This is a genomic window from Vibrio sp. KUL70, assembly GCF_059725515.1.
This window is the reverse complement of the sequence record NZ_AP045834.1, coordinates 244,846-269,426: the sequence shown is the minus strand read 5'-3', so window position 1 is coordinate 269,426 and position 24,581 is coordinate 244,846. Positions and strand designations below refer to the sequence as shown.

22 protein-coding genes are annotated in these 24,581 nt (G+C 46.3%); 4 read left to right on the top strand and 18 right to left on the bottom strand.

What is annotated here, in order from left to right:
* The first annotated feature begins 53 nt into the window (after positions 1 to 53).
* Positions 54 to 473, top strand: coding sequence for a secondary thiamine-phosphate synthase enzyme YjbQ (locus tag AC6I7V_RS01290; RefSeq protein ID WP_255231584.1), 420 nt, complete (start codon positions 54 to 56; stop codon positions 471 to 473).
* A gap of 115 nt (positions 474 to 588) precedes the next feature.
* Here AC6I7V_RS01290 and AC6I7V_RS01285 read toward each other — a convergent pair whose 3' ends face one another.
* The 3 genes from AC6I7V_RS01285 to AC6I7V_RS01275 are packed head-to-tail and all read right to left on the bottom strand — an operon-like array spanning position 589 to position 4,289.
* Entirely contained in the window at positions 589 to 1,809 is a 1,221-nt protein-coding gene (locus AC6I7V_RS01285) for a BamA/TamA family outer membrane protein (RefSeq protein ID WP_498011625.1), read from the bottom strand.
* A complete protein-coding gene (alr, locus tag AC6I7V_RS01280; protein ID WP_498011181.1) occupies positions 1,803 to 2,891 on the bottom strand; it encodes an alanine racemase in 1,089 nt (362 codons plus the stop codon). Before alr ends, AC6I7V_RS01285 begins: the two co-directional genes overlap by 7 nt.
* Before the next feature lie 6 nt (positions 2,892 to 2,897).
* Positions 2,898 to 4,289, bottom strand: coding sequence for a replicative DNA helicase (locus tag AC6I7V_RS01275; protein WP_261882477.1), 1,392 nt, complete (start codon positions 4,287 to 4,289; stop codon positions 2,898 to 2,900).
* 175 nt (positions 4,290 to 4,464) lie between these two features.
* On the opposite strand from AC6I7V_RS01275, the gene AC6I7V_RS01270 reads away from it, so the two are divergent.
* Positions 4,465 to 5,337 (top strand): DUF481 domain-containing protein, encoded by an 873-nt coding sequence (locus tag AC6I7V_RS01270; RefSeq protein ID WP_498011180.1) that lies wholly within the window; start codon positions 4,465 to 4,467, stop codon positions 5,335 to 5,337.
* A 371-nt stretch (positions 5,338 to 5,708) separates the two neighbouring features.
* Here the strand turns inward: AC6I7V_RS01270 and rplI are convergent, their stop codons facing one another.
* The 5 genes from rplI to rnr all read right to left on the bottom strand — a co-directional run bounded on the left by rplI (position 5,709) and on the right by rnr (position 10,536).
* Positions 5,709 to 6,161 carry a 50S ribosomal protein L9 gene (gene rplI, locus AC6I7V_RS01265; RefSeq protein WP_255231587.1) on the bottom strand — a complete coding sequence of 151 codons (453 nt, stop codon included), beginning with the start codon at positions 6,159 to 6,161 and terminating at the stop codon, positions 5,709 to 5,711.
* 38 nt (positions 6,162 to 6,199) lie between these two features.
* On the bottom strand, positions 6,200 to 6,427 hold the full coding sequence (gene rpsR / locus AC6I7V_RS01260) for a 30S ribosomal protein S18 (protein ID WP_000090472.1): 228 nt from the start codon (positions 6,425 to 6,427) through the stop codon (positions 6,200 to 6,202).
* Positions 6,428 to 6,539: 112 nt separating this feature from the next.
* Positions 6,540 to 6,929, bottom strand: coding sequence for a 30S ribosomal protein S6 (gene rpsF / locus AC6I7V_RS01255; RefSeq protein WP_255231588.1), 390 nt, complete (start codon positions 6,927 to 6,929; stop codon positions 6,540 to 6,542).
* A 258-nt stretch (positions 6,930 to 7,187) separates the two neighbouring features.
* Positions 7,188 to 7,928: a 23S rRNA (guanosine(2251)-2'-O)-methyltransferase RlmB gene (gene rlmB / locus AC6I7V_RS01250; protein WP_255231589.1), complete on the bottom strand. Its 741-nt coding sequence runs from the start codon at positions 7,926 to 7,928 to the stop codon at positions 7,188 to 7,190.
* 100 nt (positions 7,929 to 8,028) lie between these two features.
* The gene (rnr, locus tag AC6I7V_RS01245) at positions 8,029 to 10,536 is read right to left on the bottom strand and encodes a ribonuclease R (protein WP_498011179.1); all 2,508 of its coding nucleotides are present in this window, start codon (positions 10,534 to 10,536) and stop codon (positions 8,029 to 8,031) included.
* A 249-nt stretch (positions 10,537 to 10,785) separates the two neighbouring features.
* Between rnr and AC6I7V_RS01240 the strand changes: the two genes are divergently transcribed.
* Positions 10,786 to 12,195: an amidohydrolase gene (locus tag AC6I7V_RS01240; protein ID WP_498011178.1), complete on the top strand. Its 1,410-nt coding sequence runs from the start codon at positions 10,786 to 10,788 to the stop codon at positions 12,193 to 12,195.
* A gap of 140 nt (positions 12,196 to 12,335) precedes the next feature.
* On the opposite strand, the gene motX is transcribed toward AC6I7V_RS01240, so the two are convergent.
* Entirely contained in the window at positions 12,336 to 12,971 is a 636-nt protein-coding gene (gene motX, locus AC6I7V_RS01235; protein WP_255231592.1) for a flagellar protein MotX, read from the bottom strand.
* A 280-nt stretch (positions 12,972 to 13,251) separates the two neighbouring features.
* Positions 13,252 to 14,568 carry an adenylosuccinate synthase gene (locus AC6I7V_RS01230; RefSeq protein ID WP_255231593.1) on the bottom strand — a complete coding sequence of 439 codons (1,317 nt, stop codon included), beginning with the start codon at positions 14,566 to 14,568 and terminating at the stop codon, positions 13,252 to 13,254.
* A 172-nt stretch (positions 14,569 to 14,740) separates the two neighbouring features.
* On the opposite strand from AC6I7V_RS01230, the gene AC6I7V_RS01225 reads away from it, so the two are divergent.
* Entirely contained in the window at positions 14,741 to 14,929 is a 189-nt protein-coding gene (locus AC6I7V_RS01225; protein WP_498011624.1) for a DUF2065 domain-containing protein, read from the top strand.
* 121 nt (positions 14,930 to 15,050) lie between these two features.
* Here the strand turns inward: AC6I7V_RS01225 and hflC are convergent, their stop codons facing one another.
* From hflC to tsaE, 8 genes are all read right to left on the bottom strand, one after another.
* Positions 15,051 to 16,031 (bottom strand): protease modulator HflC, encoded by a 981-nt coding sequence (gene hflC, locus AC6I7V_RS01220; protein WP_255231594.1) that lies wholly within the window; start codon positions 16,029 to 16,031, stop codon positions 15,051 to 15,053.
* Between the two features lie 2 nt (positions 16,032 to 16,033).
* Entirely contained in the window at positions 16,034 to 17,224 is a 1,191-nt protein-coding gene (hflK, locus tag AC6I7V_RS01215; RefSeq protein ID WP_255231595.1) for an FtsH protease activity modulator HflK, read from the bottom strand.
* 27 nt (positions 17,225 to 17,251) lie between these two features.
* Positions 17,252 to 18,559, bottom strand: a complete 1,308-nt coding sequence (hflX, locus tag AC6I7V_RS01210) for a ribosome rescue GTPase HflX (RefSeq protein ID WP_498011177.1) — start codon at positions 18,557 to 18,559, stop codon at positions 17,252 to 17,254.
* A 44-nt stretch (positions 18,560 to 18,603) separates the two neighbouring features.
* Positions 18,604 to 18,864, bottom strand: coding sequence for an RNA chaperone Hfq (gene hfq, locus AC6I7V_RS01205; protein WP_255231596.1), 261 nt, complete (start codon positions 18,862 to 18,864; stop codon positions 18,604 to 18,606).
* 193 nt (positions 18,865 to 19,057) lie between these two features.
* A complete protein-coding gene (miaA, locus tag AC6I7V_RS01200; RefSeq protein ID WP_032551488.1) occupies positions 19,058 to 19,990 on the bottom strand; it encodes a tRNA (adenosine(37)-N6)-dimethylallyltransferase MiaA in 933 nt (310 codons plus the stop codon).
* Between the two features lie 83 nt (positions 19,991 to 20,073).
* Entirely contained in the window at positions 20,074 to 22,236 is a 2,163-nt protein-coding gene (gene mutL, locus AC6I7V_RS01195; RefSeq protein ID WP_498011176.1) for a DNA mismatch repair endonuclease MutL, read from the bottom strand.
* A gap of 33 nt (positions 22,237 to 22,269) precedes the next feature.
* On the bottom strand, positions 22,270 to 24,000 hold the full coding sequence (locus AC6I7V_RS01190; RefSeq protein ID WP_498011175.1) for an N-acetylmuramoyl-L-alanine amidase: 1,731 nt from the start codon (positions 23,998 to 24,000) through the stop codon (positions 22,270 to 22,272).
* Positions 23,994 to 24,458, bottom strand: a complete 465-nt coding sequence (tsaE, locus tag AC6I7V_RS01185) for a tRNA (adenosine(37)-N6)-threonylcarbamoyltransferase complex ATPase subunit type 1 TsaE (RefSeq protein WP_150872913.1) — start codon at positions 24,456 to 24,458, stop codon at positions 23,994 to 23,996. Before tsaE ends, AC6I7V_RS01190 begins: the two co-directional genes overlap by 7 nt.
* Positions 24,459 to 24,581 lie beyond the last annotated feature (123 nt).

Sequence of the window (24,581 nt, the reverse complement as noted above, 5' to 3'; positions counted from 1 at the left end):
CAAAAGATAGCGTTAAACCGCTTTTTTGCCAAATACATTATAGAGGATGCTATATGTGGTTTCAGAAGACTATTCACCTCAATGCACGAAAGCGTGGATTTCATCTCATCACTGATGAAATTGAACAACACATCAACGACATTAATTGCCCAACTGTTGGTTTATTACACTTATTTATCCAACATACCTCTGCAAGCTTAACCCTTAACGAGAATGCCGACCCTACCGTACGTGCGGATATGGAGTCGCATTTTAATCGTTATGTACCTGAAAGAGCACCCTACTATCGTCATACGTATGAAGGCGACGATGACATGCCTGCTCACATTAAAGCATCGCTTCTGGGCAATAGTGTGACAATCCCGATTACCAATGGTCGATTAGCTTTAGGAACATGGCAAGGCATTTACTTAGGTGAACACCGTGATTTCGGTGGGAGCCGTACTGTGATTGTGACTATTCAAGGTGAGTAGCACAGACAACACGACAATAAGAGTGGTATGTCCCTCAACCGCTCTTATTACTAGTGCTTTAGACCTACCATAGGCCAAAAGCTTTTTTAGGCTCAATTGCGCGAAAAAATACACTTTAGAAGGGTTGGTTTATCATGATCCTAAAGGTGCCTTCATCGCCGCCGCGGGCTAATTCAGCTCGAACCACGACGCCCTCTACCTGAAAGCGTACCGCTCCACCTAAACTCCACTTCATATCAGAGTGCAGGGTTTTTACATCGTACTCATCGGCCACTCGCCCTGCTTCGGCAAAAACAACCCACTGCCACCAAGGTAGATCGTAGTAATTAATCAGAGGAATATCTTCCAATGGCTGCCATTCAGGTAATACTCGATACTCCGCGGAGTAATGAACCGCAGAGCGACCATGAAACCGACCACCGGTATAGCCTCTAAGTCGATATAAACCACCAAGGCGTGCTTGTTCCGTTTCAGGCGGACGAGCACACACCTGATCAGAACAGTCATCCCACGTTGGTGTATCCGCAGTATAGAAATCAAATGCGAGGACTTGTTGATCAAACCAATCTCCAAGTGGACCTAATGCGAAGTATTGGCTGTTTTGAAATGACCACTTAAACCAAGGGTCATCTTCGGACCAATCGTCAGCGCCTGTGGTCAGCTCTAGCAAAGAGTGAGAGCCTTTAGTTGGGTTGTGAGTGCTGTCTCGGTTATCCCAATCAAAGCTTAACTTGAAGCCGGTGGCTTTCTCGGTTTGGTTGAGCTCTTTGAGATCACGAGAGGTATAAAACGGTGTAAAAAGAATCGAACTCACACCAGACTCTAATGGAGAGGCAAAGCTGACATTTTTAATCGGCTGAAACGCGCCCAGCAAACCATGCTCAGCCACATTGCCCCAAGGCAGCAGATATTTAAACTCCGCTTGGTAGTTCTGTTCGTAGCCGTCAGTGATGGTGTTATCCAGATCGGAAGAGCCATTGCTGCCCTGTTCACCGAGATAATACGGGTTGTCATTAAAACGAGCTTGGTACATTTGAGTACTAAACAGGAGGCTCTGCGATAACGCATAGTTAAAAGCGGACAAGAAGACGACATAGCTGTCTTTATCGGAATAAAGAGCAGTACCAAACAGGGCGGCTTGTGGCTGCCCTACCCCTTTTGCGACACCAGCACCACCAAAGGTATTGCCCATAGTTTCAGTGCTGAAGTAGAAGGGAACAAACGCAGAGTCTTTAGGTTGTTTCTCTGATTGACTGGAGGCTTGAGCGGACGTAAAAACCAGTGAGGCCGCCAGCGTGATAGCACTGGCAAACCACCTTTTTTTACTACTCACAATTTCACGTACTCCATCTCAACACGTGAGGTGAGTTTGGTAACCAGTTCATAAGCGATCGTGCCAATGTGAGACGCCACCTCTTCTGAAGGGAGCTCTTTACCCCATAAGATTGCTTCATCACCTACCTGATCAGCGGCATCTGGACCGAGATCAACCGTCAGCATATCCATAGAGACACGACCAGCAATCGGCACCCTACGACCATTGATGAATACTGGTGTACCGTTAGGTGCGGTTCGCGGGTAACCATCACCATAACCAATAGCAATCACACCCATTTTGGTATCGCGATCGCTGGTCCAGTTTCCACCATAACCAACGCTCTCACCGGCTTTGAGATCACGAACTGCAATCAGATGTGAGGTCAGAGTCATCACAGGCTGAAAGCCCAGATCTTGTGCTGTCTGCTCAACAAACGGAGAGACACCATAAGAGATAATTCCAGGACGCACCCAATCTAGGTGACTTTCAGGCCATGCTAACAAACCTGCCGAGTTCGCTAAAGAACGCTCACCCTCACAGCCCTCTGTCAACGACAGAAAGAGTTCAGTCTGCTGCTGTGTGGTGCCTTTATCTAATTCATCCGCACAACCAAAATGACTCATGTAACGCAGTGGTTTAGCGACATTCGGGCATTGATGCAAACGTTCTACAAAGTTTTGGTACTGTTCAGAGCGAACTCCCAATCGATGCATGCCACTGTCTACCTTCAACCAGACAACGACCGGCGCTTCAAGCTGGGTGTTTTCTAGTGCGCTTAGCTGCTCTTCACAGTGGACCACGGTCTGTATATTGTTCGCAACAAGGATCGGTAAATCACCTGAAGTATAAAAGCCTTCAAGCAGTAGAATAGGTTGCACAATACCGCCCGCACGCAACTGCAACGCTTCTTCAATACGAGCGACGCCGAACGCATCGGAATTGTTAGAGTGTTTCGCAATCTGCAGTAAGCCGTGACCATAGCCATTGGCTTTGACTACCGACATCACTTTACATTGAGGAGCCTTCGACTTTATCTGACGAAGGTTGTGCTCTAGTGCATTGAGATCAATGCTCGCGGTTGCCGCTTTCATATACGTCATTGAGCGTTACTCATCATCAAATGCAGGGCCTGCATAGTTATCAAATCGAGAGTGCTGACCTTGGAAGGTCAAACGAACCGAACCGATCGGACCATTACGCTGCTTACCTATGATAATTTCAGCGATACCTTTTAGTGCGCTGTCTGGGTTATAAACCTCATCACGGTAGATAAACATGATTAAGTCAGCATCTTGCTCAATCGAGCCCGATTCACGCAAGTCCGAGTTCACCGGACGCTTATCAGCACGCTGCTCAAGGGAACGGTTAAGCTGAGACAGTGCCACAACCGGAACATTCAACTCTTTCGCTAGAGCTTTGAGAGAGCGAGAGATCTCAGCAATTTCCAATGTACGGTTATCAGAAAGAGACGGTACACGCATCAGTTGAAGGTAGTCGATCATGATCATTGAAAGACCGTCGTGTTCACGAGCAATACGACGCGCACGTGAACGCACTTCGGTGGGTGTTAGACCTGAACTGTCATCGATGTACATATTCTTCTTGTCCATGAGAATACCCATAGTCGAAGAGATTCGAGCCCAATCTTCATCATCCAACTGACCGGTACGAATTTTGGTTTGGTCTACACGAGAAAGGGACGCCAGCATACGCATCATCAGCTGTTCGCCTGGCATCTCTAGTGAGAAGATAAGCACTGGCTTGTCTTGCTTCATTGCTGCGTTTTCACACAAGTTCATCGCAAAGGTGGTTTTACCCATTGATGGACGCGCCGCGACAATGATTAAGTCTGAGCCCTGCAGACCTGCGGTCTTCTTATTGAGATCATTAAAACCGGTATCGACACCCGTCACACCATCTTGTGGCGTTTTATATAGGATCTCGATACGCTCTAGCGTCTTCTCTAGAATACTGTCTACGTTTTGGGGGCCTTCGTTCTCACTCGCACGACCTTCCGCAATCGCGAATACTTTACTCTCGGCAAGATCAAGCAAATCTTCTGATGTGCGACCTTGCGGGTCATAACCAGAGTCGGCGATCTCATTCGCAACACCAATCAGACTACGAACCAGAGCACGCTGCGCAACGATATCGGCATACGCGTTAATGTTTGCCGCACTTGGGGTGTTTTTCGCGAGATCTGCAAGGTAAGCGAAGCCACCCACTTCTTCTAGTTGCTCGCGCAGTTCTAAGTGTTCTGAGAGTGTAATGAGATCCAGAGGGGCACTTTCTTCTAGAATGTCTTTCACCGCTTCGAAAATCAAACGGTGCGGACGGCTATAAAAGTCCTTCGCCACAACCTTCTCAGCAACCGTATCCCAGCGTTCGTTGTCCAGCAACAGGCCGCCAATCACGGATTGCTCAGCTTCTAATGAATGGGGCGGGACTTTAATCGCGTCCACCTGATCGTTGGCTGATTTCTGATTTCTGGTATCCACTATGACTACACTCAAATAACTAATAATGACCGCTCATTATACCCAAGAACATTCATTTGTAATGCTATGGAGTCGGTTTGTTTTCGTCTTACGTAAGAATTTACTTATTGCTGACTAAAATCACCAAGCCTAGCATTACGATTCCCCATTCATTCACTGTCCAAATGAGGTATGCGTGTCCAAATTATTTGCTCTTAGCCTTGGTCTACTGAGCACTCCATTAGTTTTGGCTAATGACACAAAATCCTTTGTTGATAAGCTTCTTGACTCCATAGAAGTGGCTGAGCCTTTAGAGTCAGCTGAAGAGTTACAATTAGAAGTGGCAACAGATGTTGTGGATATGGATATCGCGCCGAGTGACACAGACACTGAACCTGAAGATCCACTCTCGACGGAAGTTGAGTTTGGCTACCAATCGCATACCGGTAATTCAGACTCTCGCTCGCTAAACGCGCGACTCAGTGCTGAATACACTGAGGGACGTCACCGTAGTACAGGTGAATGGAAGTATTACAACCTCTATAAAGATGGTGAAGAAGACAAAAGACAGTCTACTTACACCGCGCAGAGCGACTACAAGTTAAGCCCAAAAACTTACCTCTACGGGAGTTTTAAAGGGGTAGACTCGCGCTACAGTGCTTACTTTAAGGATTATACGATTTCGACAGGCTTAGGTTATCAGTTCTCAAACACGGAAACCTTCGTTCTAGAGTTCGAAGTTGGTCCTGGTTTTCGCTATCAAAAACCAAACCTAGATGAAATCGATGACGATGATATTATTTTTCCAGAGATCGTCGAAGAGGGTATTTTCCGAGGCAACGTAAATTCGACTTGGCAGGCTCTGCCGAACCTAAGTTTCAATGTCGATATGACGCTGGTTTCGGGCAGAAGTAACCTAAGGCTCGATACCGAACTTGAAGCAGTAAACGATATCACCGAAAACATCGCGCTCAAGATTGCACACTCTCGTCAGTACCACGACAAAGTACCAAATGGCTTAGATAAAGCAGACTCTGTACTTTCCGTAAACCTATTATTCCACTTCTAAACCCAGTAGAAACCGTTTTAGGGTAAAAAGATCATCATAGGATTTTTATACCAATCGTAGTAAATAATTGCTCACCCTAGCTTGTTAAAACGCTCGATAACTGCGTTAGAATTTTTGATTGTAGAATAACTACTTACCAAAACTCTCAGTTACAGAAAAACTGCCTTGTTCTCAAGCCTTTTTCCTGCGCTATTTCTGATCACTTACTTACTGTGATTGGTATTACCTAGACGCTTTGTTCTCTCTCATTTATGTATCGCAAGTCTTAGACGTCTTCAGGTCGTTGTTCTCAAATTCCAGACATAAAAAAACACCAGCCGAAGCTGGTGCTTTAAAACTTTCAAAAGAAAGAATTCGTCTTTTGACTGAAATTACTCAGCAGCAACGATAGCGATTTTCGCAGTAGCAAATACTTCAGAGTGAAGTTGGATGCTTACTTCGAATTCACCGATGTTACGTAGAGCGCCTTCAGGTAGGCGTACTTCGCTCTTAGCAACTTCAACACCTGCAGCTGTGATAGCGTCAGCGATGTCGCGAGTACCGATAGAACCGAATAGTTTACCTTCGTCACCAGCTTTAGAAGCGATAACAACAGCTTCTAGAGCGTTAACTTTCTCTGCGCGAGCTTCAGCAGCAGCTAGTTGCTCAGCAACTTTAGCTTCTAGTTCAGCACGGCGAGTTTCGAACATAGCAACGTTGTCTTTAGTTGCCATAACTGCTTTACCTTGTGGGATAAGGAAGTTACGAGCGTAGCCAGATTTAACGTTTACTTGGTCGCCAAGGCCACCTAGGTTACCGATCTTATCAAGTAGAATAACTTGCATTATCTTAGTCCTCTTAAACTTTTATTAACTCTTACCAATTACTGATGCTTGTCAGTGTATGGTAGAAGTGCTAGGTAACGAGAACGCTTGATAGCGCGAGCTAGTTGACGCTGATACTTAGCGCTTGTACCAGTGATACGGCTAGGTACGATTTTACCAGCTTCAGTGATGTAGTTTTTTAGAGTTGCTACGTCTTTGTAGTCAATCTCTTGTACGCCTTCTGCAGTGAAACGGCAGAATTTACGACGACGGAAGAAACGAGCCATGGGCTATCTCCTGATCTTAAATTTAAAAAAGCGGTCTTCAATAAATACCGAAGTAATTACCAAGAACCTAAAACAAGTTGAGAATTTTTTAAGGCTTTACGCCAAAAAAGAATTACTCAGCAGATGCTTCTGGCTTAGCTTCTGTACGCTCTTCGCGACGAGGAGCACGCTCTGCACGCTCTTCTTTTTGCTTAAGCATAATAGATTGCTCAGTCACAGCGCCTTTAGTGCGCATGATCATGTTACGTAGAACTGCATCGTTGAAACGGAAAGCAGTTTCTAGCTCGTCGATCACTTCTTGACCAGCTTCAACGTTCATTAGAACGTAGTGAGCTTTGTGAAGCTTGTTGATTGGGTAAGCCATTTGACGGCGGCCCCAGTCTTCTAGACGGTGGATTTTACCGCCAGCTTCAGTGATAGAACCAGTGTAACGCTCGATCATGCCAGCAACTTGCTCGCTTTGATCAGGGTGCACCATGAATACGATTTCGTAATGACGCATTGGTTGCTCCTTACGGATTATTAGCTTCCACAGTTGGCTCAGTCATCCAGAGGAAGCAAGGAACTAAAGATAATTGACTGAGTTTTAAGGACGGCAAATGTTATAGAAAGAACCCCGTATTGGCAAGTGGTATTTGGCGAATAATGAAACAGTTTTTCTAGCCACCCACGGTTCTCGCAAGATCTACCTTAATTCGATGAAAACAAACGCCCACCAGCATGTGGTGGGCGTTAGAAATAAATCAATTCAATGAGCGATTTACTGCGCTAAACGCTGACGTACCGCTTCAAACAGACAAATACCAGAAGCCACTGACACATTGAGGCTTGATACGCTGCCCGCCATAGGGATCTTAATCAGGTCATCACAGGTTTCGCGCGTTAGGCGGCGCATACCGTCACCCTCTGCCCCCATCACCACCGCTAATGGACCCGTCAGTTTTGCTTGGTAGATATCGTGCGTCGCTTCACCCGCAGTTCCTACAAACCACACGCCTTTCTCTTGTAGCGCACGCATAGTACGCGCCAAGTTAGTTACGCGAACTAGAGGAACAGTCTCTGCTGCGCCACATGCTACTTTGCTTACTGTCGCGGTTAACGGTGAAGAGCGATCTTTCGGTACGATCACAGCTGCAACACCAGCTGCATCAGCGTTCCGTAAACAAGCACCTAGATTGTGTGGGTCTGTTACACCATCAAGAACCAGCAGTAGAGGTTGATCATGCTGCGCAAGAATGTCATCAAGATCGTTCTCGTTCAGCTGCTTAGCGGGTTTCACCTTAGCAATGATACCTTGGTGGTTAGCCCCTTGAGCTTTATCATCCAGCACCTTACGACCCATTTGTTGGATAGACACCCCAAACTGCTGCAGTTGGTTTAACAGCGGTAATAGACGCTCATCTTGACGGCCTTTTAATACATAAGCCTCGATAAAACGCGCTGGGTCTTTTTCTAGTACAGCCTTCACCGCGTGAATGCCGTAGATAAATTCGTTACTCATTGTCTACCTGTTCGGTTTGTTACATTAAGGAGAGCAAACTGCGCCTCTCCCTAATTCACTATTCAATATTGAGTAGGCAGTACTTATGCCTACTCCTGTGTTAAGCCTTTGGCGCTTTTGGCTTACGCTTTGCTGTGCGCTTCTTTTTCGCTTTCGGCTTATCGGTACTCGCCGGTTTGCGCTTCGGCTTTCTCTTACTGCGTGTCTCTTCTTCACTGCTACCATCAGGGCGCTTGGTCGGCTCAACTAATGGTTTAGCACTGCTTCCCGGACGGCAGCTTTTTACCGCTGCGCGTTTCTTGCTTTTCGCCTTTTTCGCGGCATCCGCTGCACGTTTCTTCGCGGTTTTACCTTTACCACGAGGCTTGCGGTCAGTGTCGACAATATCAAAATCAATTTGGCGGCTATCTAGGTTTACCGCAGAGACTTTAACTTTCACTGAATCGCCAAGGCGGTAGATATTACCAGAACTCTCACCAATTAATCTCTGTCCAATTGGATCGAATTGGTAGTAATCGTTCGCGAGTGAGGTCACGTGTACAAGGCCATCAATATGCAGCTCTGTTAGGCGAACAAAGAAGCCAAAACCAGTCACGTTAGCAATCACACCCGGCATCTCTTCACCAACGTGATCCTGCATGTATTCACACTTCAGCCAGTCCGATACTTCACGAGTGGCATCATCGGCGCGACGTTCCGTTGTTGAACACTGCTCACCGTAGAAGTCCATATCATCAAACGAGTAATGGTAACCACCAGTGGGTGTCCAACGGTCAGTGTTGCGGCCTTCGCCTTTAGCAATCAAGTACTTGATCGCACGGTGCAGAAGTAAATCTGGGTAACGGCGAATTGGCGAAGTAAAGTGCGCGTAACGCTTCAGAGCCAAGCCAAAGTGACCACAGTTGTCGGCGTTGTACACGGCTTGCTTCATAGAGCGCAGCAGCATGGTTTGAATCAGTTCACGATCTTCACGTTCGTTAATTTGACGCATCAGCTGCGCGTAGTCGGTTGGCGATGGTTGTAGCCCCCCTTCCAAGCTTAAGCCTAATTCACTCAAGAAATCTTTAAAGCCCGCAAGACGCTCTTCTCCAGGCGTTTCGTGAATTCGGTATAGCGCAGGCTCTTTGGCTTTTTCCACCAATGAGGCAGAAGCGATGTTTGCCAGAATCATACACTCTTCGATGATCTTGTGTGCATCGTTACGAATCACAGGCTCAATGCGCTCAATCTTACGATCGGCATTGAAGATAAATTTGGTCTCTACTGTTTCAAACTCAATCGCACCACGCTCATCACGAGTCTGCTTAAGCACCTTGTACATCTTATGCAACTCTTCAAGATGTGGGACTTCTTTCTCGTAACGCTGACGAAGCTCTTCATCACCATCGAGAATGGCGCCTACCTTGTTGTATGTCAGGCGCGCGTGCGAGTTCATCACCGCTTCATAGTGCTTGTAACCTGATAACTTGCCGTTCTCTGAGATGGTCATTTCACACACCATACACAAGCGGTCAACCTGCGGGTTCAACGAACATAAGCCATTCGATAGAACTTCCGGCAGCATCGGCACAACCTGAGATGGGAAGTACACCGAGTTACCACGATTAATCGCTTCTTTATCTAGGGCGGTATCTGGACGCACATAGTAACTTACGTCAGCAATGGCGACCCATAAACGCCAGCCTCCATCTTTTTCCGCTTCACAATAAACCGCATCATCGAAGTCACGCGCATCCTCACCATCAATCGTGACCAAAGGCAACTCGCGCAAATCTACACGGCCTTCTTTCGCTTCTTCAGGTACATGCTCACCAAGGTTTTCAACCTGTTTCTCAACCGCTTGAGGCCACTCATGAGGGATTTGGTGTGTATGAATCGCAATCTTAGTCTCCATCCCCGGTGCCATATTCTCACCCAATACTTCGATGACCTTACCCATCATATTGCGTGAACGACCGCCGCGATCCATAATTTCGATCACCACAACGTTACCCATACGAGCACCGCCTTTATGCTCGGTTGGGATCAAAATGTCGTGACTGATTCGAGAGTCATCAGGGACGACATAAGAGTGGCCGTACTCAAGGAAGAAACGACCGATTAACGGTGCTGTACGCTCTTCAAGTACACGAACTAAACGACCTTCACGACGACCGCGTTTACTGTTATCAGTTGGCTGCGCCAATACATAATCACCATGCATTAGCGTCTTCATCTGATGGTGCGGCAGTAAGATGTCATCATCCTTGCCTGTGCTACCATCGGGACGCACCCAGCCATGACCATCTTTGTGACCAATCACATAGCCTTTCACTAGCTCCAATTTTTCAGGTAGCGCGTAGCATTGACGACGAGTAAAGATCAATTGACCATCACGCTCCATCGCTCGTAGGCGACGACGCAGGCCTTCATATTGCTCTTCACCAGATAAACCTAATGCATCGAACAGATCGTTACGGTTCATTGGAATATTCGCATCCGTTAGAAACGAAAGAATAAACTCGCGACTTGGAACTGGGTTCTCGTAGTTTTGCGACTCTCGGTCTGCAAAAGGGTCAGCATTCGCTGTGGTTGTCGTATTTTCTGACATCGGTATCTTTTTGGTCATAGGCGGGCCTGCTCATGCAAGGAAGGGATATAAATCTATTATATCCGATGCAACAGGTAAGCTACAGATATGCTTTAGAAAACCGACAAATTAGCTGAAATTGATACAAATCTTCATGATGTGAAATATCCGATCGTAATTACGTCGGACCTTTCAGTTTTTACGCAAACGATAAAACAAACGTTTGCGGCAGTAATAAAATCCACTATGATTCAGCAACATTTACCAACTCCTGTTCTGAGTATTGATATGAAATTAAAACGCACCTTAATGGCATCAGCGATGGCGGGTCTCTCTCTGTTTTCGTTGTCGAGTAACGCAATGGAGAAAGCAGATCTGATGATCACAGATGCCATGGTTCTGACCATGAACCAAGATAAAACCGTATATGAAAACGGTACGGTAGTGGTTAAAGACAACAAAATCATCGCGGTAGGCGACGCTTCACTAGAGAAGCAATATAAAGCTGAACAAGTGCTTGATGTCGATGGTGATATCGTGATGCCCGGTCTTATCAATACTCATACCCATGTTTCAATGACCGTATTCCGCTCTTTGGCGGACGATGTGCCTGATCGCCTACACCGCTATATCTTCCCATTGGAGAAAAAACTGGTTTCACGCGATATGGTTCGTATTGGTGCGAACCTAGGTAACGTAGAGATGGTGAAAGGCGGCGTAACGACTTACGCGGATATGTACTACTTCGAAGACGAGGTAGCGAAAACCGTCGATAAGATTGGTATGCGCGCGATATTAGGTGAGACCGTGATTAAATTCCCAGTCGCGGATGCAGCCAATGCTGAAGAAGGAATTAAGTACGCACTCAACTTCATTGAAGAGTACAAAGACCACCCGCGTATCACCCCAGCGTTCGCACCACACGCCCCTTACACCAACACCACAGAGATCCTACAAAAAGTGGCGAAGCTATCTCTAGAGCTGGATGTTCCCGTGATGATCCACCTTGCAGAGTCTCATCGTGAAGAAGAGAAGATCGCCGAACGCTCTGATGGTCTATCACCTGTTCAGTACATGCATAGCATTGGCGCACTCAACAAAAACCTAGTTGGCGCACACATGATCTTGGTTGATGAAGAAGACATTAAACTAGTGAAAGAGTCTGACATGGGAGTTGCACACAACATGAGCGCGAACATTAAGTCAGCGAAAGGCGTCTCACCTGCTTTGCAGATGTACGACGAAGAAGTGCGTATTGGCCTAGGAACTGATGGTCCAATGTCGGGGAACACCTTGAGCACGATTGATGAATTCAACCAAGTTGCCAAGGTTCACAAACTAGTAAACAAAGATCGTGCAGCAATGTCACCGATCAAAGTGATCGACATGGCGACAATGGGCGCAGCAAAAGCGCTCCATATGGAAGATAAGATCGGATCATTAGAGATCGGTAAATTGGCGGACATCATTGTGATCGATACCAAAGCGCCAAACATGGTACCGGTTTACAACCCATACTCTGCACTGGTGTACTCTGCAAACTCAGGTAACGTTCGCCACTCAATCGTCGACGGTAAACTACTGATGAAAGACCGCAACATGCTCACTGTTGATGAAGATAAGATTCGTCAAGAAGCGCTGGATTTCACTAAAGTCGTTCGTGAAACCGTCGTTGAGTCAGGTGAAGTGGTTCAATAATCTCGCCACGGAATAGCATGACTATCTAAATGCAAAAAGCCCTGCACTAATCCAATTGGGCAGGGCTTTTCAGCTTTCAGCAATCTTTCAGTGTCCCGTAATAATGAGTGCAGAGATCATTACAGGATTAGAATTCGGTATTACCAGAAAACGTCGCGTCGTTTGGCTCGAGCAATAATGTTGTCTGGCATTCTTTGCTCCAACCCATTTCTCAATACAGAAATGCGTTTGTGTTGACGCTGGTCGGCAGTGACGGAGTTATACAGCCAACGGTATGCATCTTCATAATCTAACGGGCTACCATAATCACGCAGTAAAAGTTCAGCTAAGTGAATACGTGCATTAAGGTTACCCATAGATGCCGCTTCACGTAGATAAGGGATCGCTCGCTCTTTGTCTTGTTGAACCAAGGTACCACGCGAGTAGTAACGGCCAAGCTGCTCTAAAGCGGCCGGCAGACCTTGATGCGCAGCGTTTTCCATGTAGTACAGACCAAGCTCAACGTCTTGCTCTACACATACACCCCAAGCCAGCATATCACCGTATAAAAACTCATAAGAAGGCAAACTGATACGTGTCGCACGCGCAACAATATCTTCAACCAGTTGGCACTTGTCAGCTTTCACACGCTCAAGGTGTTGATTCTTCTCTATCAGATTGATCAGTTCAGCTTCTGTGTATATAGGTACCGGCTCACCGACATCAGCCAAATTAGCATGACTCAAGGAGGAGCTCAGCGCCATTATCAATGAAGCCGCCACAGTTCGTAGCTTCATACCTGCACTCTATTATCTTGTTTTAAAAACGCATTGAGCCTTTGGATTATCCAAGTTCAATTACATTTTACTCACTATGATATCTGTATCGGCAATTACTCGTATCGCTTTAGACAAAACTTGCCGTCAATCGGCAATACTTTGCCAGATAGCGTACAAAAGATCATCACACTCACAACGCATAGTCAACGAGCACCAAATAGCAGGCACAAAAAAGCCAGCGTATTTCAGCTGGCTTTCGAACAACTTTCTATTATCTACACACTTTCGTGTATCAGCATTATGCGCTGTAAGGGTGAACCTTGATAATAGTTTCGTTACGGTCTGGACCTGTAGAGATGATGTCTACTGGTACGCCTGTTAGTTCTTCGATACGTTTGATGTAATCAAGAGCAGCTTGTGGAAGCGCGTCGATTGTCTTAGCACCAAATGTTGTCTCAGACCAACCTGGCATTGTTTCGTAGATTGGTGTTGCTTCTTCGAAAGATTCAGCAGCCATTGGAGAAACTTCTAGGATAGTACCGTCGGCCATCTTGTAGCCAGTACAGATCTTGATCTCTTCTAGACCGTCAAGAACGTCTAGTTTAGTCAGACACATACCCGTTAGAGAGTTGATTTGGATTGCGCGACGCATTGCTACTGCATCAAACCAACCTGTACGACGTAGACGACCTGTTGTTGCACCAAACTCGTGGCCAACATCACCTAGGTGCTTACCTACTGGGTCTTGCTTGTCTAGACCATCGTAAAGCTCAGTTGGGAATGGACCTGAACCTACACGAGTACAGTACGCCTTAGTAATACCAAGAATGTAACCAATGTGACGAGGACCGAAACCAGAACCTGCAGCAACACCACCAGCAGTCGTGTTAGAAGAAGTTACGTATGGGTAAGTACCGTGGTCGATATCTAGTAGAGTACCTTGAGCACCTTCGAACATGATCTTGTCGCCGCGCTTACGTGCTGCGTCTAGTTCGTCAGTTACGTCCATAACCATTGAAGTTAGTAGATCGGCATAACCCATGCACTGCTCAAGTACTTCTTCGTAGCTTACTGTCTCAGCTTTGTAGAAGTGCTCTAGTTGGAAGTTATGGAATTCCATGACTTCTTTTAGCTTCTCAGCGAACATTTCTTTATCGAAAAGGTCACCAACGCGTAGACCGCGACGAGCAACTTTATCTTCGTAAGCTGGACCGATACCACGACCCGTTGTACCGATAGCTTTCGCGCCACGAGCGATTTCACGCGCGTTGTCGATAGCGATGTGGTACGGAAGAATTAGAGGACAAGCTTCAGAAACGAAAAGACGCTCGCGCACTGGGATACCGCGCTCTTCAAGAGGCTTCATTTCTTTAAGAAGTGCTTCAGGCGAAAGTACAACACCGTTACCGATAACACATTTAACGTTATCGCGCAGGATGCCTGATGGAATTAAGTGAAGAACGGTTTTTTCACCGTCAATTACAAGTGTGTGACCTGCATTGTGACCGCCTTGGTAGCGAACCACGTATTTTGCATCTTCAGTTAAAAGGTCAACAATTTTACCTTTACCTTCGTCACCCCATTGGGTGCCTAGAACGACTACGTTATTTCCCATCTTTCCAGTATCTGTTGCTAGTTAAAAATGGATTCTAGCACCGAATCACAATTCTTGCAGTCATTTTTTGTTCACAATCGTGAGATTTGATCACGAGTGGCATATACAAGGCGCTATCAAAATGCGCAACGATACTGATATTATTCCTTTTTTATCTCACAAGGCACCTATCATGTCTCACTCTATTTGGTTGGCTATTGGCCTAGTTTTGGTCGTCGAAGGTTTAGGGCCACTTATTGCTCCAAGAGGTTGGCGCAGCATGATGGCTCAGCTTAGCGAGCAACCAGATAATCAACTTCGACGTATTGGTGGTTGCTTAGTGGTAGCCGGTGCGGTTATCGCGTTTATGACGTATCGATGATTTGAGATTCGAGCAGGATTGAAAAGCGTATCGACATTCGCGTCAAACAAAAAAGGCTCCCATCGTGGAAGCCTTTCGTTTTATGCCTTAACAGTGCAAAGGTTCAATTCAGCCTGTTGGCTTATTGAGGTTGTGCACCTTTTGCTTTGTTCATGTATTGGAAGAAGTCCGTCTTCGGATCCAGTACTAGGATGTCACTCTTATCGCTAAATGATGACTCATAAGCTTGCAGTGAACGCATAAAGCCAAAGAACTCAGGATCTTTGTTGTATGCTTCAGAGTAGATCTTCGCTGCTTCTGCGTCCGCATCACCTCGAGTAACACGCGCAGTACGATCGGCTTCTGCCAGTACTGTTGCTACTTCTAGTTCAGCTTGTGCACGAATAACCTCTGCACGCTCACGACCTTGAGAACGGTGCTTACGAGCAACCGATTCACGCTCTGCACGCATACGCTTGTAGATTGAATCACTAATGTTGTCTGGAAGGTTAATCTTCTTCATACGGAAGTCGACAATTTCCACACCTAAGTCTTTCAGTGCACTCTCACGCGTGTCGGTAAGAACGTTTTCCATGATCTTGTCACGCTCACCATCTACCTCAAGAGCTTCAGCTGCTGCAACCGTGGTCACCACGTCGCTGTCCGCTGAATCTGGAAGCACATCACTATTACGAGGACCAGAAACGATCTGCTTGATCTCACGAGAACCAATTTCCGAACGAAGTACATCTGTCACTTTACGCTCAAGAAGTGCTTGCGCCGTTAGTGCGTTACCGCCGCCCGTTGCTAGGTAGTATTGACCGAAGTCTTGAATACGCCATTTCACGTACGAATCGATGATGACGTCTTTTTTCTCTGATGTTACGAAACGGTCAGAGCGGCCATCCATTGTTTGAATACGTGCGTCTAGTGTTTTCACACGGTCAAACAGTGGCAGTTTGAAGTGCAGGCCAGGCTCGTGGATTCGAGAAATGTCGTTGTTATCTTTCAATACACGACCAAAACGAATCACGATACCGCGCTCGCCTTCTGGAATAACGAACACAGACATCAACATCAGTGCTAACGCAACGACCAATACAGGGATCATTAACTTACGCATTATTAGTATCTCCCTTGACGTGAGCTATCTGAACGAGACTGAGAGCTCGATGGCGTTTCAGGTTGAGTTTCTAGCTCAATCTGATCATAAGCTGATGGCGCTTTAGTAGAGCGAGAGCCCGACTTAGAACCACCTTGAGCGCCTAACTTATCAATCGGTAGGTAAAGTAGATTACCGCTCGATTCAGAGTCAATCAGCACTTTAGACGTGCTTGAGTACACTTTTTCCATTGTATCTAAGTACAGACGGTTACGTGTTACTTCTGGAGCTGCTTGGTATTCAGGAAGTAGCTTTTCAAACTGAGCCACTTGACCAAGTGCACCATTGATAGTGCGCTCTGAGTAACCCACAGCTTCTTTCTTCAAACGCTCTGCACGACCTGTCGCTTTAGGAAGAATGTCGTTTCGGTACGCTTCTGCTTCACGCTCAAAACGCTCTTCATCCTCACGAGCCGCGATAGCATCATCGAATGCATCTTTAACTTGCTCAGGTGGACGAGCCGACTGGAAGTTAACGTCTACAACTAGGATACCCATGTCGTAGTTATCAATAATACGGTTCAGTGTCTCTTGAGTGCTTTGACGAATCTGTTGACGGCCGCTAGTAAGGATACTATCCATTAGCGAGTCACCGATAACTGCACGAAGCGCAGAATCCGTAGCTTGGCGTAAGCTGTCGTCCGCATTCGTGACACGATACAGATATTTGTATGGGTCTGAAACGCGGTATTGAACACCCATTTCAACCGTCACTACGTTCTCGTCTTTAGTCAGCATGGTGCCAGAAGCACGCAGTGAACGAATCGCTTGAACGTTAACCAGCTGTTCATCGCTAATTTGATCGATGAAACGTGGGTGCCAGTTTAGACCTGGCTCTTCAATACGGTCGAACTGACCTAATCGAAGTACCACAGCTCTCTCTGCTTCCCCTACGGTGTAGAAACCCGCAAAGAACCAGATCGCGATAGCAATAACGGCAATGACACCAAAGCCAATTGCACCACCGCCACCTGCAGATGAACCGTTGCCACCTTTTTTACCAAACTTGCCACCCAACTTTTGACTCAGTTTGTTGAACACTTCGTCTAAGTCTGGCGGTCCTTGATCTCGGCCACCGCGATTATTCTTATTACCCCAAGGGTCATTATCGCGGCCGTTATCGCCGTTGTTATTTCCAGGCTCATTCCACGCCATTAGAAAGCTCCATCATTTGATATGACGTTATACTGTAGCAGTCTCTGTGGTAACGATAAAGTCACCTAAGAGTGCCCCTTCTCTTTTTTCTAGTTTAGACCAATCCACTTGTTGCATTCGGATATCTATCAAGAGGTTACCATTTTCATCATATTCTTCTTGTTGAATAGATTTCAACTGGAAAAACAGACTACGAATGCGCCCTTGATGTTGAGGTGGAATGCAAAGTCGATATTGAACCATTTGGTTTGCTAGACGTTCTGTCAGCGCCTCAAACAGTAATTCAATGCCTTCTCCTTCCATTGCCGAGACCCAAACAGCGCGAGGAGCGCCCTCTTCGTCTCGCTCAATACGAGGTTTTTGGTCTTCCATGCAGTCAATCTTGTTCATGACTACAAGGGTTGGCACCTCATGAGCATCAATTTCTTCTAATACATCATGAACTGCCTGAATATTCTCACGAAAGCGGTCATCACTGGCATCAACAACATGTAACAAAATGTCAGCTTCCTGCGTCTCTTGTAACGTTGCTTTAAATGCCGCGACTAAATCGTGCGGTAGGTGACGAATAAACCCTACAGTATCTGCAAGGATTGCCGGACCTACATCCGTCAGATCAATTTTACGCAGTGTTGGATCGAGCGTTGCAAACAGTTGATCTGCTGCATACACACCAGCACGCGTGATCTGGTTAAACAGTGTTGATTTCCCTGCGTTGGTGTAACCAACAAGAGAAATGGTTGGGATTTCAGCTCGATTACGAGCACGGCGGCCCTGTTCACGCTGCTTAGCTACCTTAGCTAAACGACGTAATATCGCTTTTATACGGTCACGCAACAGACGTCGATCTGTTTCTAGTTGAGTTTCTCCTGGACCACGAAGACCAATACCACCTTTTTGTCTCTCAAGGTGGGTCCAACCGCGAATCAGTCGAGTAGAGATATGACGAAGCTGAGCAAGCTCAACTTGTAGCTTACCTTCATGAGTTCGCGCACGCTGTGCAAAGATATCTAAGATAAGACCAGTGCGGTCAATCACACGACACTTACACAAGTGCTCTAGGTTGCGCTCTTGGGCAGGAGAGAGGGCGTGATTAAAAATCACAATCTCAGCCCCAGTTAACTGAACGGCTTGAGCGATCTCTTGGGCTTTACCCTCTCCGACGTAGTATTTAGGGTGCGGGGACTGACGACTACCAGTAATCACTTGTAGTGTTTCCACCCCCGCAGAGGAGACCAGCATTTCACATTCGCTTAAGTCTTCCCACTCACCCTCTTGCGTGAAGTTGATATGAACAAGTACGGCTCGCTCACCGGATTCATAACGGTCAAACAAGCAACCAACTCCTTATTACAGCTTTAGCTGTATTGATTGAACGATTAATCTTCAGATTTCTCTGCACGATCAGCAGGTGCACGCTCACCGCTGTGGTGGCTAACTGCACGAGCAGGAACCACTGTAGAAATAGCATGCTTGTAAACCATTTGGTTTACTGTGTTCTTCAATAAGATCACGAACTGATCAAAAGATTCGATCTGACCTTGCAGCTTAATGCCGTTTACAAGGTAGATAGATACTGGAATGCGCTCACGACGTAGTGCATTTAGAAATGGGTCTTGCAGCGATTGCCCCTTAGCCATTTTATTTTCCTTATTTTGTATTTTGTTGTAATTATTTAGCTAGTGGTGCACAAAAAGGTGCGGCCTTTGCATCTGAGCTAAACGAATAAAAAAACTCCGTTGTTATTGAAAGGCTGTAAGTTTAAAAAGCCTCAATAACGGATCCTTTCCAGAGTATATTCACGCAAAAGCGATCACATTATACACAGCTATGCTAGTCAGATGCTATTGCATCTGAAAGAGTTTCTAGCGCTTGTTCAATGTTTTCGCTATCTAACCAAGTCAAATCATCCCAACTGCGTAACCAGGTGATTTGGCGCTTGGCCAATTGACGGGTTGCACAGACTCCGCGGAATACCGCTTCATCTAAGTCACAATTCCCATCTAAATAGTCCCACATCTGACGATATCCTACGCAACGGATCGATGGAAGATCAGGATGAAGATCGTCTCGAGCGTATAACGCTTTCATCTCATCTTCGAAACCTGCTTCTATCATTTTTTCGAAACGCAGTTCGATACGACGATGCAGTTCAGCCCTTTCCTTGGGAGCTATAGCAAATTGCTTCACACGAAATGGCAGGCTATCGCCCTTCGTTTGAGTTAGCTCTGTTAATGTTTTACCCGAAATTCGAAAAACTTCCAATGCTCTTGACAATCTTTGTGGATCATTTGGGTGAATTCTTTCCGCAGATACTGGATCAATCTCTCTTAATTGATCATGCATAACTTGCCAACCGTGCTCGTTTGCTTCTGCTTCAATTTGTTTACGAATCTCTTGGTCTGCCGCTGGTAATGGGGATAGCCCTTCTAGCAACGCCTTGTAGTAAAGCATAGTACCACCGACCAATAATGGTATTTTTCCTGCCGCAACGATGTCGTTCATCTCTTTGAGCGCATCACGACGAAAATCTGCCGCGGAGTAGGATTCACTCGGATCTAAAATATCGATCAAGCGATGAGGAGCAAGGGCTAACTCTTCTGCGTCTGGTTTCGCAGTACCAATATCCATATCTTTGTAAATCAACGCCGAGTCCACACTGATGATCTCTACTGGGAACTTCTGACGTAGGCGAATGGCTAGATCTGTTTTACCTGATGCGGTTGGCCCCATTAAAAACAGTGCTAAAGGTAGTTTCTGAGTCATGATATTTTGTTTTTGCTTCTCTGTTAAAGCGCTCTGTTTTTCAGAGCTTAGTGCTGCGCAAACTGACCGCGCAGCTCAATAAATTAAACCGTAAACGCTGCAATGGTCGCTGAAAAATCAACTGGGTTTACAAACTCAGGGTCGTCTAATGGAAGTAGACCATGCCAGAGCTGTTCAAGTTCCCCAACTAATTGAACCGCTTCAGATAAAGTGTAGTCGCTTTTTACCTGCGCGGTTTGAACACCAATCCAATTGACCAACTGTTGCATACAACTTTGGGTATCATTGGATTGGATATCGAGCGAAGCCGCGTACGATAACAGATCTGGAATTAAAGTTTGTAAGTTTTGCTGCCTTAGAGGTGATGGTACTCCCATCACCATGATCGCTTCGCTGTTTCTGGCTTTAAGCTCTATGCCTAGTAAGTTCAGTTGAGGGCTGACTGTTTTCATCACCTCAACCAATTCACTGCCGACTTTCATCGATAGCGGTACCAATAACGGCTGACTTTTCAATGGTCCATGCTGAGTATTGAGCTGCCCCAACACACGCAAGTACTCTGCTTTGGCGAGAGACAGCAATAAGCACCCGTTTTTACTTCCCATTGCCAAATACCGCTGATTAACCACAGTGATCGCTTTGCCAAGCTCAGCAATGATCGGTCTTTCAGCCGGTGAGTGTTCAACTACAGGAGCTGCCCTCGACGATGGATCTTTTGAAAGCGCGCTGTCGCCTGCGGTTGAGTTTGGAAACTCCGGTGTTTGCAGTAACTCTTTGTAGGCTTTGACTTCACGCTTAGACGGTGCCGGCTCTGCATGATGCTGATTCGAAGGCTTATCAGGTTTTGGAGCAGGACGAGATTCAATCCACTCCTGACGCGGAGAGCCTGTAAAGTTGTTCGCTTGTCCACTTCGAGCGTCATAACCTATGCTTGGTTCGCCCTCTCGTTTAGAACCGGCTTTTGGGCGACTCTGATTGTAACTCGGCGCGCGATCGTGAACCGACTCTTGAGCATGATCTGATTCCGCTTTTCTTGGATAAGCCGGCGTCTTGTCGATCGCCGCTCTTGCTCGCTCAGACGCTTGTTCTGCACCTGTTGGCGAAGACCGTTTAGAGGCTTGTGACGAAACAAAGGTATCAACACCCTCTGAGTGGTTAACAGCTTCAGTGTAATCGGTGGCTTCATCACTCGATTCAGACTCAACTTGGTGAAAAGCGGATTGATTGAGTGGCGCCGCTTCAATCTGTTTGGTTTGTGCTAACCCATCACTTAACGCTTGATAGATAAAATCATGCACCAGGCGCGCTTGATGAAAACGCACTTCGTGCTTGGCTGGGTGCACGTTAACATCCACTTGATGTGGATCGAGCTCAATAAACAGCACATAGGTAGCAAATTGATCAGGGCGTAGACTGGTCTCGTAGCTTTGACGAATCGCGTGATTGATCAGCTTGTCGCGCATCATACGACCATTCACATAACAGTATTGCAGATCGCTCTGCTGTCTCGCACCTTCTGGCGTCGTAATCCAACCGTGGAGTTTAAGCCCTTGGTGCTCCAACTCAATTTTGAGCATATGACGGACAAACGCATTACCACACACAGCCGCAATACGTTTTTCGGCTTGAATTTCGGTTTTAGCTGCGCGGTATTGGCGCACCATCTTACCGTTGTGACGCAAATTAATCGTCACATCGAAACGACTCAAGGCAATGCGCTTTAAGAGCTCATCAATATGGGTAAATTCGGTTTTTTCAGTACGCAGAAACTTACGTCTTGCCGGCGTATTAAAGAATAGGTCTAAGACTTCGACGGAGGTGCCGATTGGATGTGCCGCTGGCTGTAATTTTACCGCCATGTCACGCCCTTCACTATACGCTGCCCACGCCTGATCTTGCGTCGCAGGACGCGAAGTCATGGTTAAACGCGCGACCGAACTGATACTCGCAAGAGCTTCACCGCGAAAGCCAAGGCTCACGATAGCTTCAAGGTCATCAAGGGTATGAATCTTTGATGTCGCATGTCGGCTTAGCGCCAGCCCTAGTTCATCTTTGACGATGCCTTTACCATTATCACGAACGCGAATCAGCTTAGCGCCGCCCTTCTCGATATCAATGTCGATTCGGGTCGCACCAGAGTCCAGACTGTTCTCAACCAACTCTTTAACCACCGAAGCCGGCCTTTCAACCACTTCTCCGGCTGCGATTTGGTTGGCAAGGCGCGCTGGTAATATCTTAATCGTCATAATGGTTCTCTACTCGCTCTGGCTTTCTACTCACTACTTGTGAGGGATAACCAACACTTGTCCAACAGCCAAGCCGTCAGAGCGCAATTTGTTTGCTTTACGAATGCTGTCTACCGTCACTCCATATTTTGAAGCGATCTTACCAAGGTAGTCGCCACGCACCACGATGTGCTTACGTAACGGCAACGCCTTGATACTAATGGTAATCTTGAGTTTTTGGCCAACTTTGACGATATCTGAACGCAGATTATTCTCACGCTTAATCGCTGAGACACTCACACCATACTTATTAGCAATGCTACCTAAGAATTCCCCACGCTTCACCACGTGAGTGATAGTGCGTCTTTCAACATCGTTACCGACGCTTTGCGCCGCACCAGGTACTTTTAGCTTCTGACCGATAACCAAACCTGTCGATTTCAGGTTGTTCATCGTCATCAAGTTTTTCGTGGTTGTACCGTACTTCTTCGCAATCACTGACAGCGATTCACCACGCGATACCTTATGAATAATGGTAGAGGCGACTGGAGCTGGTGTAGGTCTTGCTGTGTTAGATAGCACCATTCCTTCCGGTGGGTTCGCTTTCAAGTATTTCACCACCGCGGTGGTAATCGCTGTTGCCAACTTATCTTGATGTGAGCGTTGGAACAGAAGCTTCTCTTCCGTAGGGTTAGAGATAAAACCCGTCTCGACCAATACTGACGGAATCTGTGGTGAGCGTAATACCGCTAGACTGGTATTGATTGGTTTACGGTTGTGCAGCCTCGCCACTTTCCCCATCTCAGATAGGATTTCCGTCGCCAATTTATAGCCCTCTTTCTGAGAGTGGCTAAATTGCAGGTCTAATAAGGTTTGGTTAACGTTTCTATCGTAAATATTATTAGTGAAAGCTGCACCACCGCCACCCAAGAGCTCCGACTGTTTCTCTTTGTTCTCAATCCAGCGGGAAATTTCCGTATTAGCACGACGAGTATTGAGTACGAATACAGAACCGCCACGAGGTTGAGGCGTAGTAAATGCATCCGCATGAATTGATATCAACAGATGTGCTTCATTTTCACGAGCGATCGCAACACGACGGTTCAAGTTAACGAAGTAGTCACCATTTCGTGTCATACGAGTCTTCACGCCCGGTACGGCATTCAACTTAGCAGCGACTTGGCGCGAAATACTTAACACTGTATTTTTCTCATACTTCCCAGACGGTCCAATAGAGCCTGGGTCTTCTCCACCATGCCCAGGATCAATCACGATCAGGATATCTTTGTTTCGCTGAACTTGATCAATGCTCTTACTTACCGTTGAACTGCTCGAAGAGTTTGAACTGGCCGATGACTTTTTCGTTTCACCATGCGGAAGATCGATCACCAAGCGATGACCATATTGACCACCCGGTGTCGGGCTCAATTTGAAGATTTCTGCTTTTGTCGATTTCTTCAACTCAAACACTAAACGGTAGGTTGTTTTCTCGGGAGGAGAGCTCTTACGGATCTTTTTTAATACCGGGCTATCTGTCACGGTAACCGGTAATTTGGTCGCGAGATTGGTACGTTTAAGATCTACGACCAAACGACTAGGGCTAGTCAACGTGAAATAGCTAAAATCCGCTTCGGACTTCAGATCAATAACAACTCGGGTCTCTTCAGGGGAAGGCCACACACGTAAACCTTTTAAAGAGTTCGCAGCAGCAAAGGAAGAAAACAACAATGAGAAAACAGCGGCCATCGTGGCCACTGTGGAAAGAAGGCGTTTAGAAATCAACATAACTCCAACTGACTAAGTAAGCGTTGTCCATATTCACTGTTGGCGGTTAAAGAGACGACTCGGTGATCATCTTGGTAACGGATATCAATATCAAGATCGGCTTCTGGTAGTAAACCTTCTCCCTTCTCTGGCCACTCAACCAGACAAATAGCATCAGGAGTAAAGTAGTCACGAATACCCATGAACTCTAGCTCTTCAGGGTCAGCAAGACGATATAGGTCAAAGTGATATACTTGCCAATCTGCCAATTGATATGGTTCAACCAGAGTATAGGTTGGGCTTTTTACATTTCCTTGATGACCAAGCGCTTTTACAAAGCCACGACTGAACGTCGTTTTACCTGCGCCAAGATCGCCATGCAAATAGATAGTGGTTTGCTGTGAGCATAGATTTGAAAGCTCCGTCCCCAGTTGAATCGTTGCTTGCTCATCTTTCAAAGTAAACTGTTTTGTGCTCATGAATACGTTCTCTAAAAATCGATCGTTGACTATATAAAAATCAAAAGAACAAGAATAGTAAACCGTGAAGGTTTTGAGAGACAAGCATTCAAGTGTAAGTAATATGAAAAATAACCATGAATT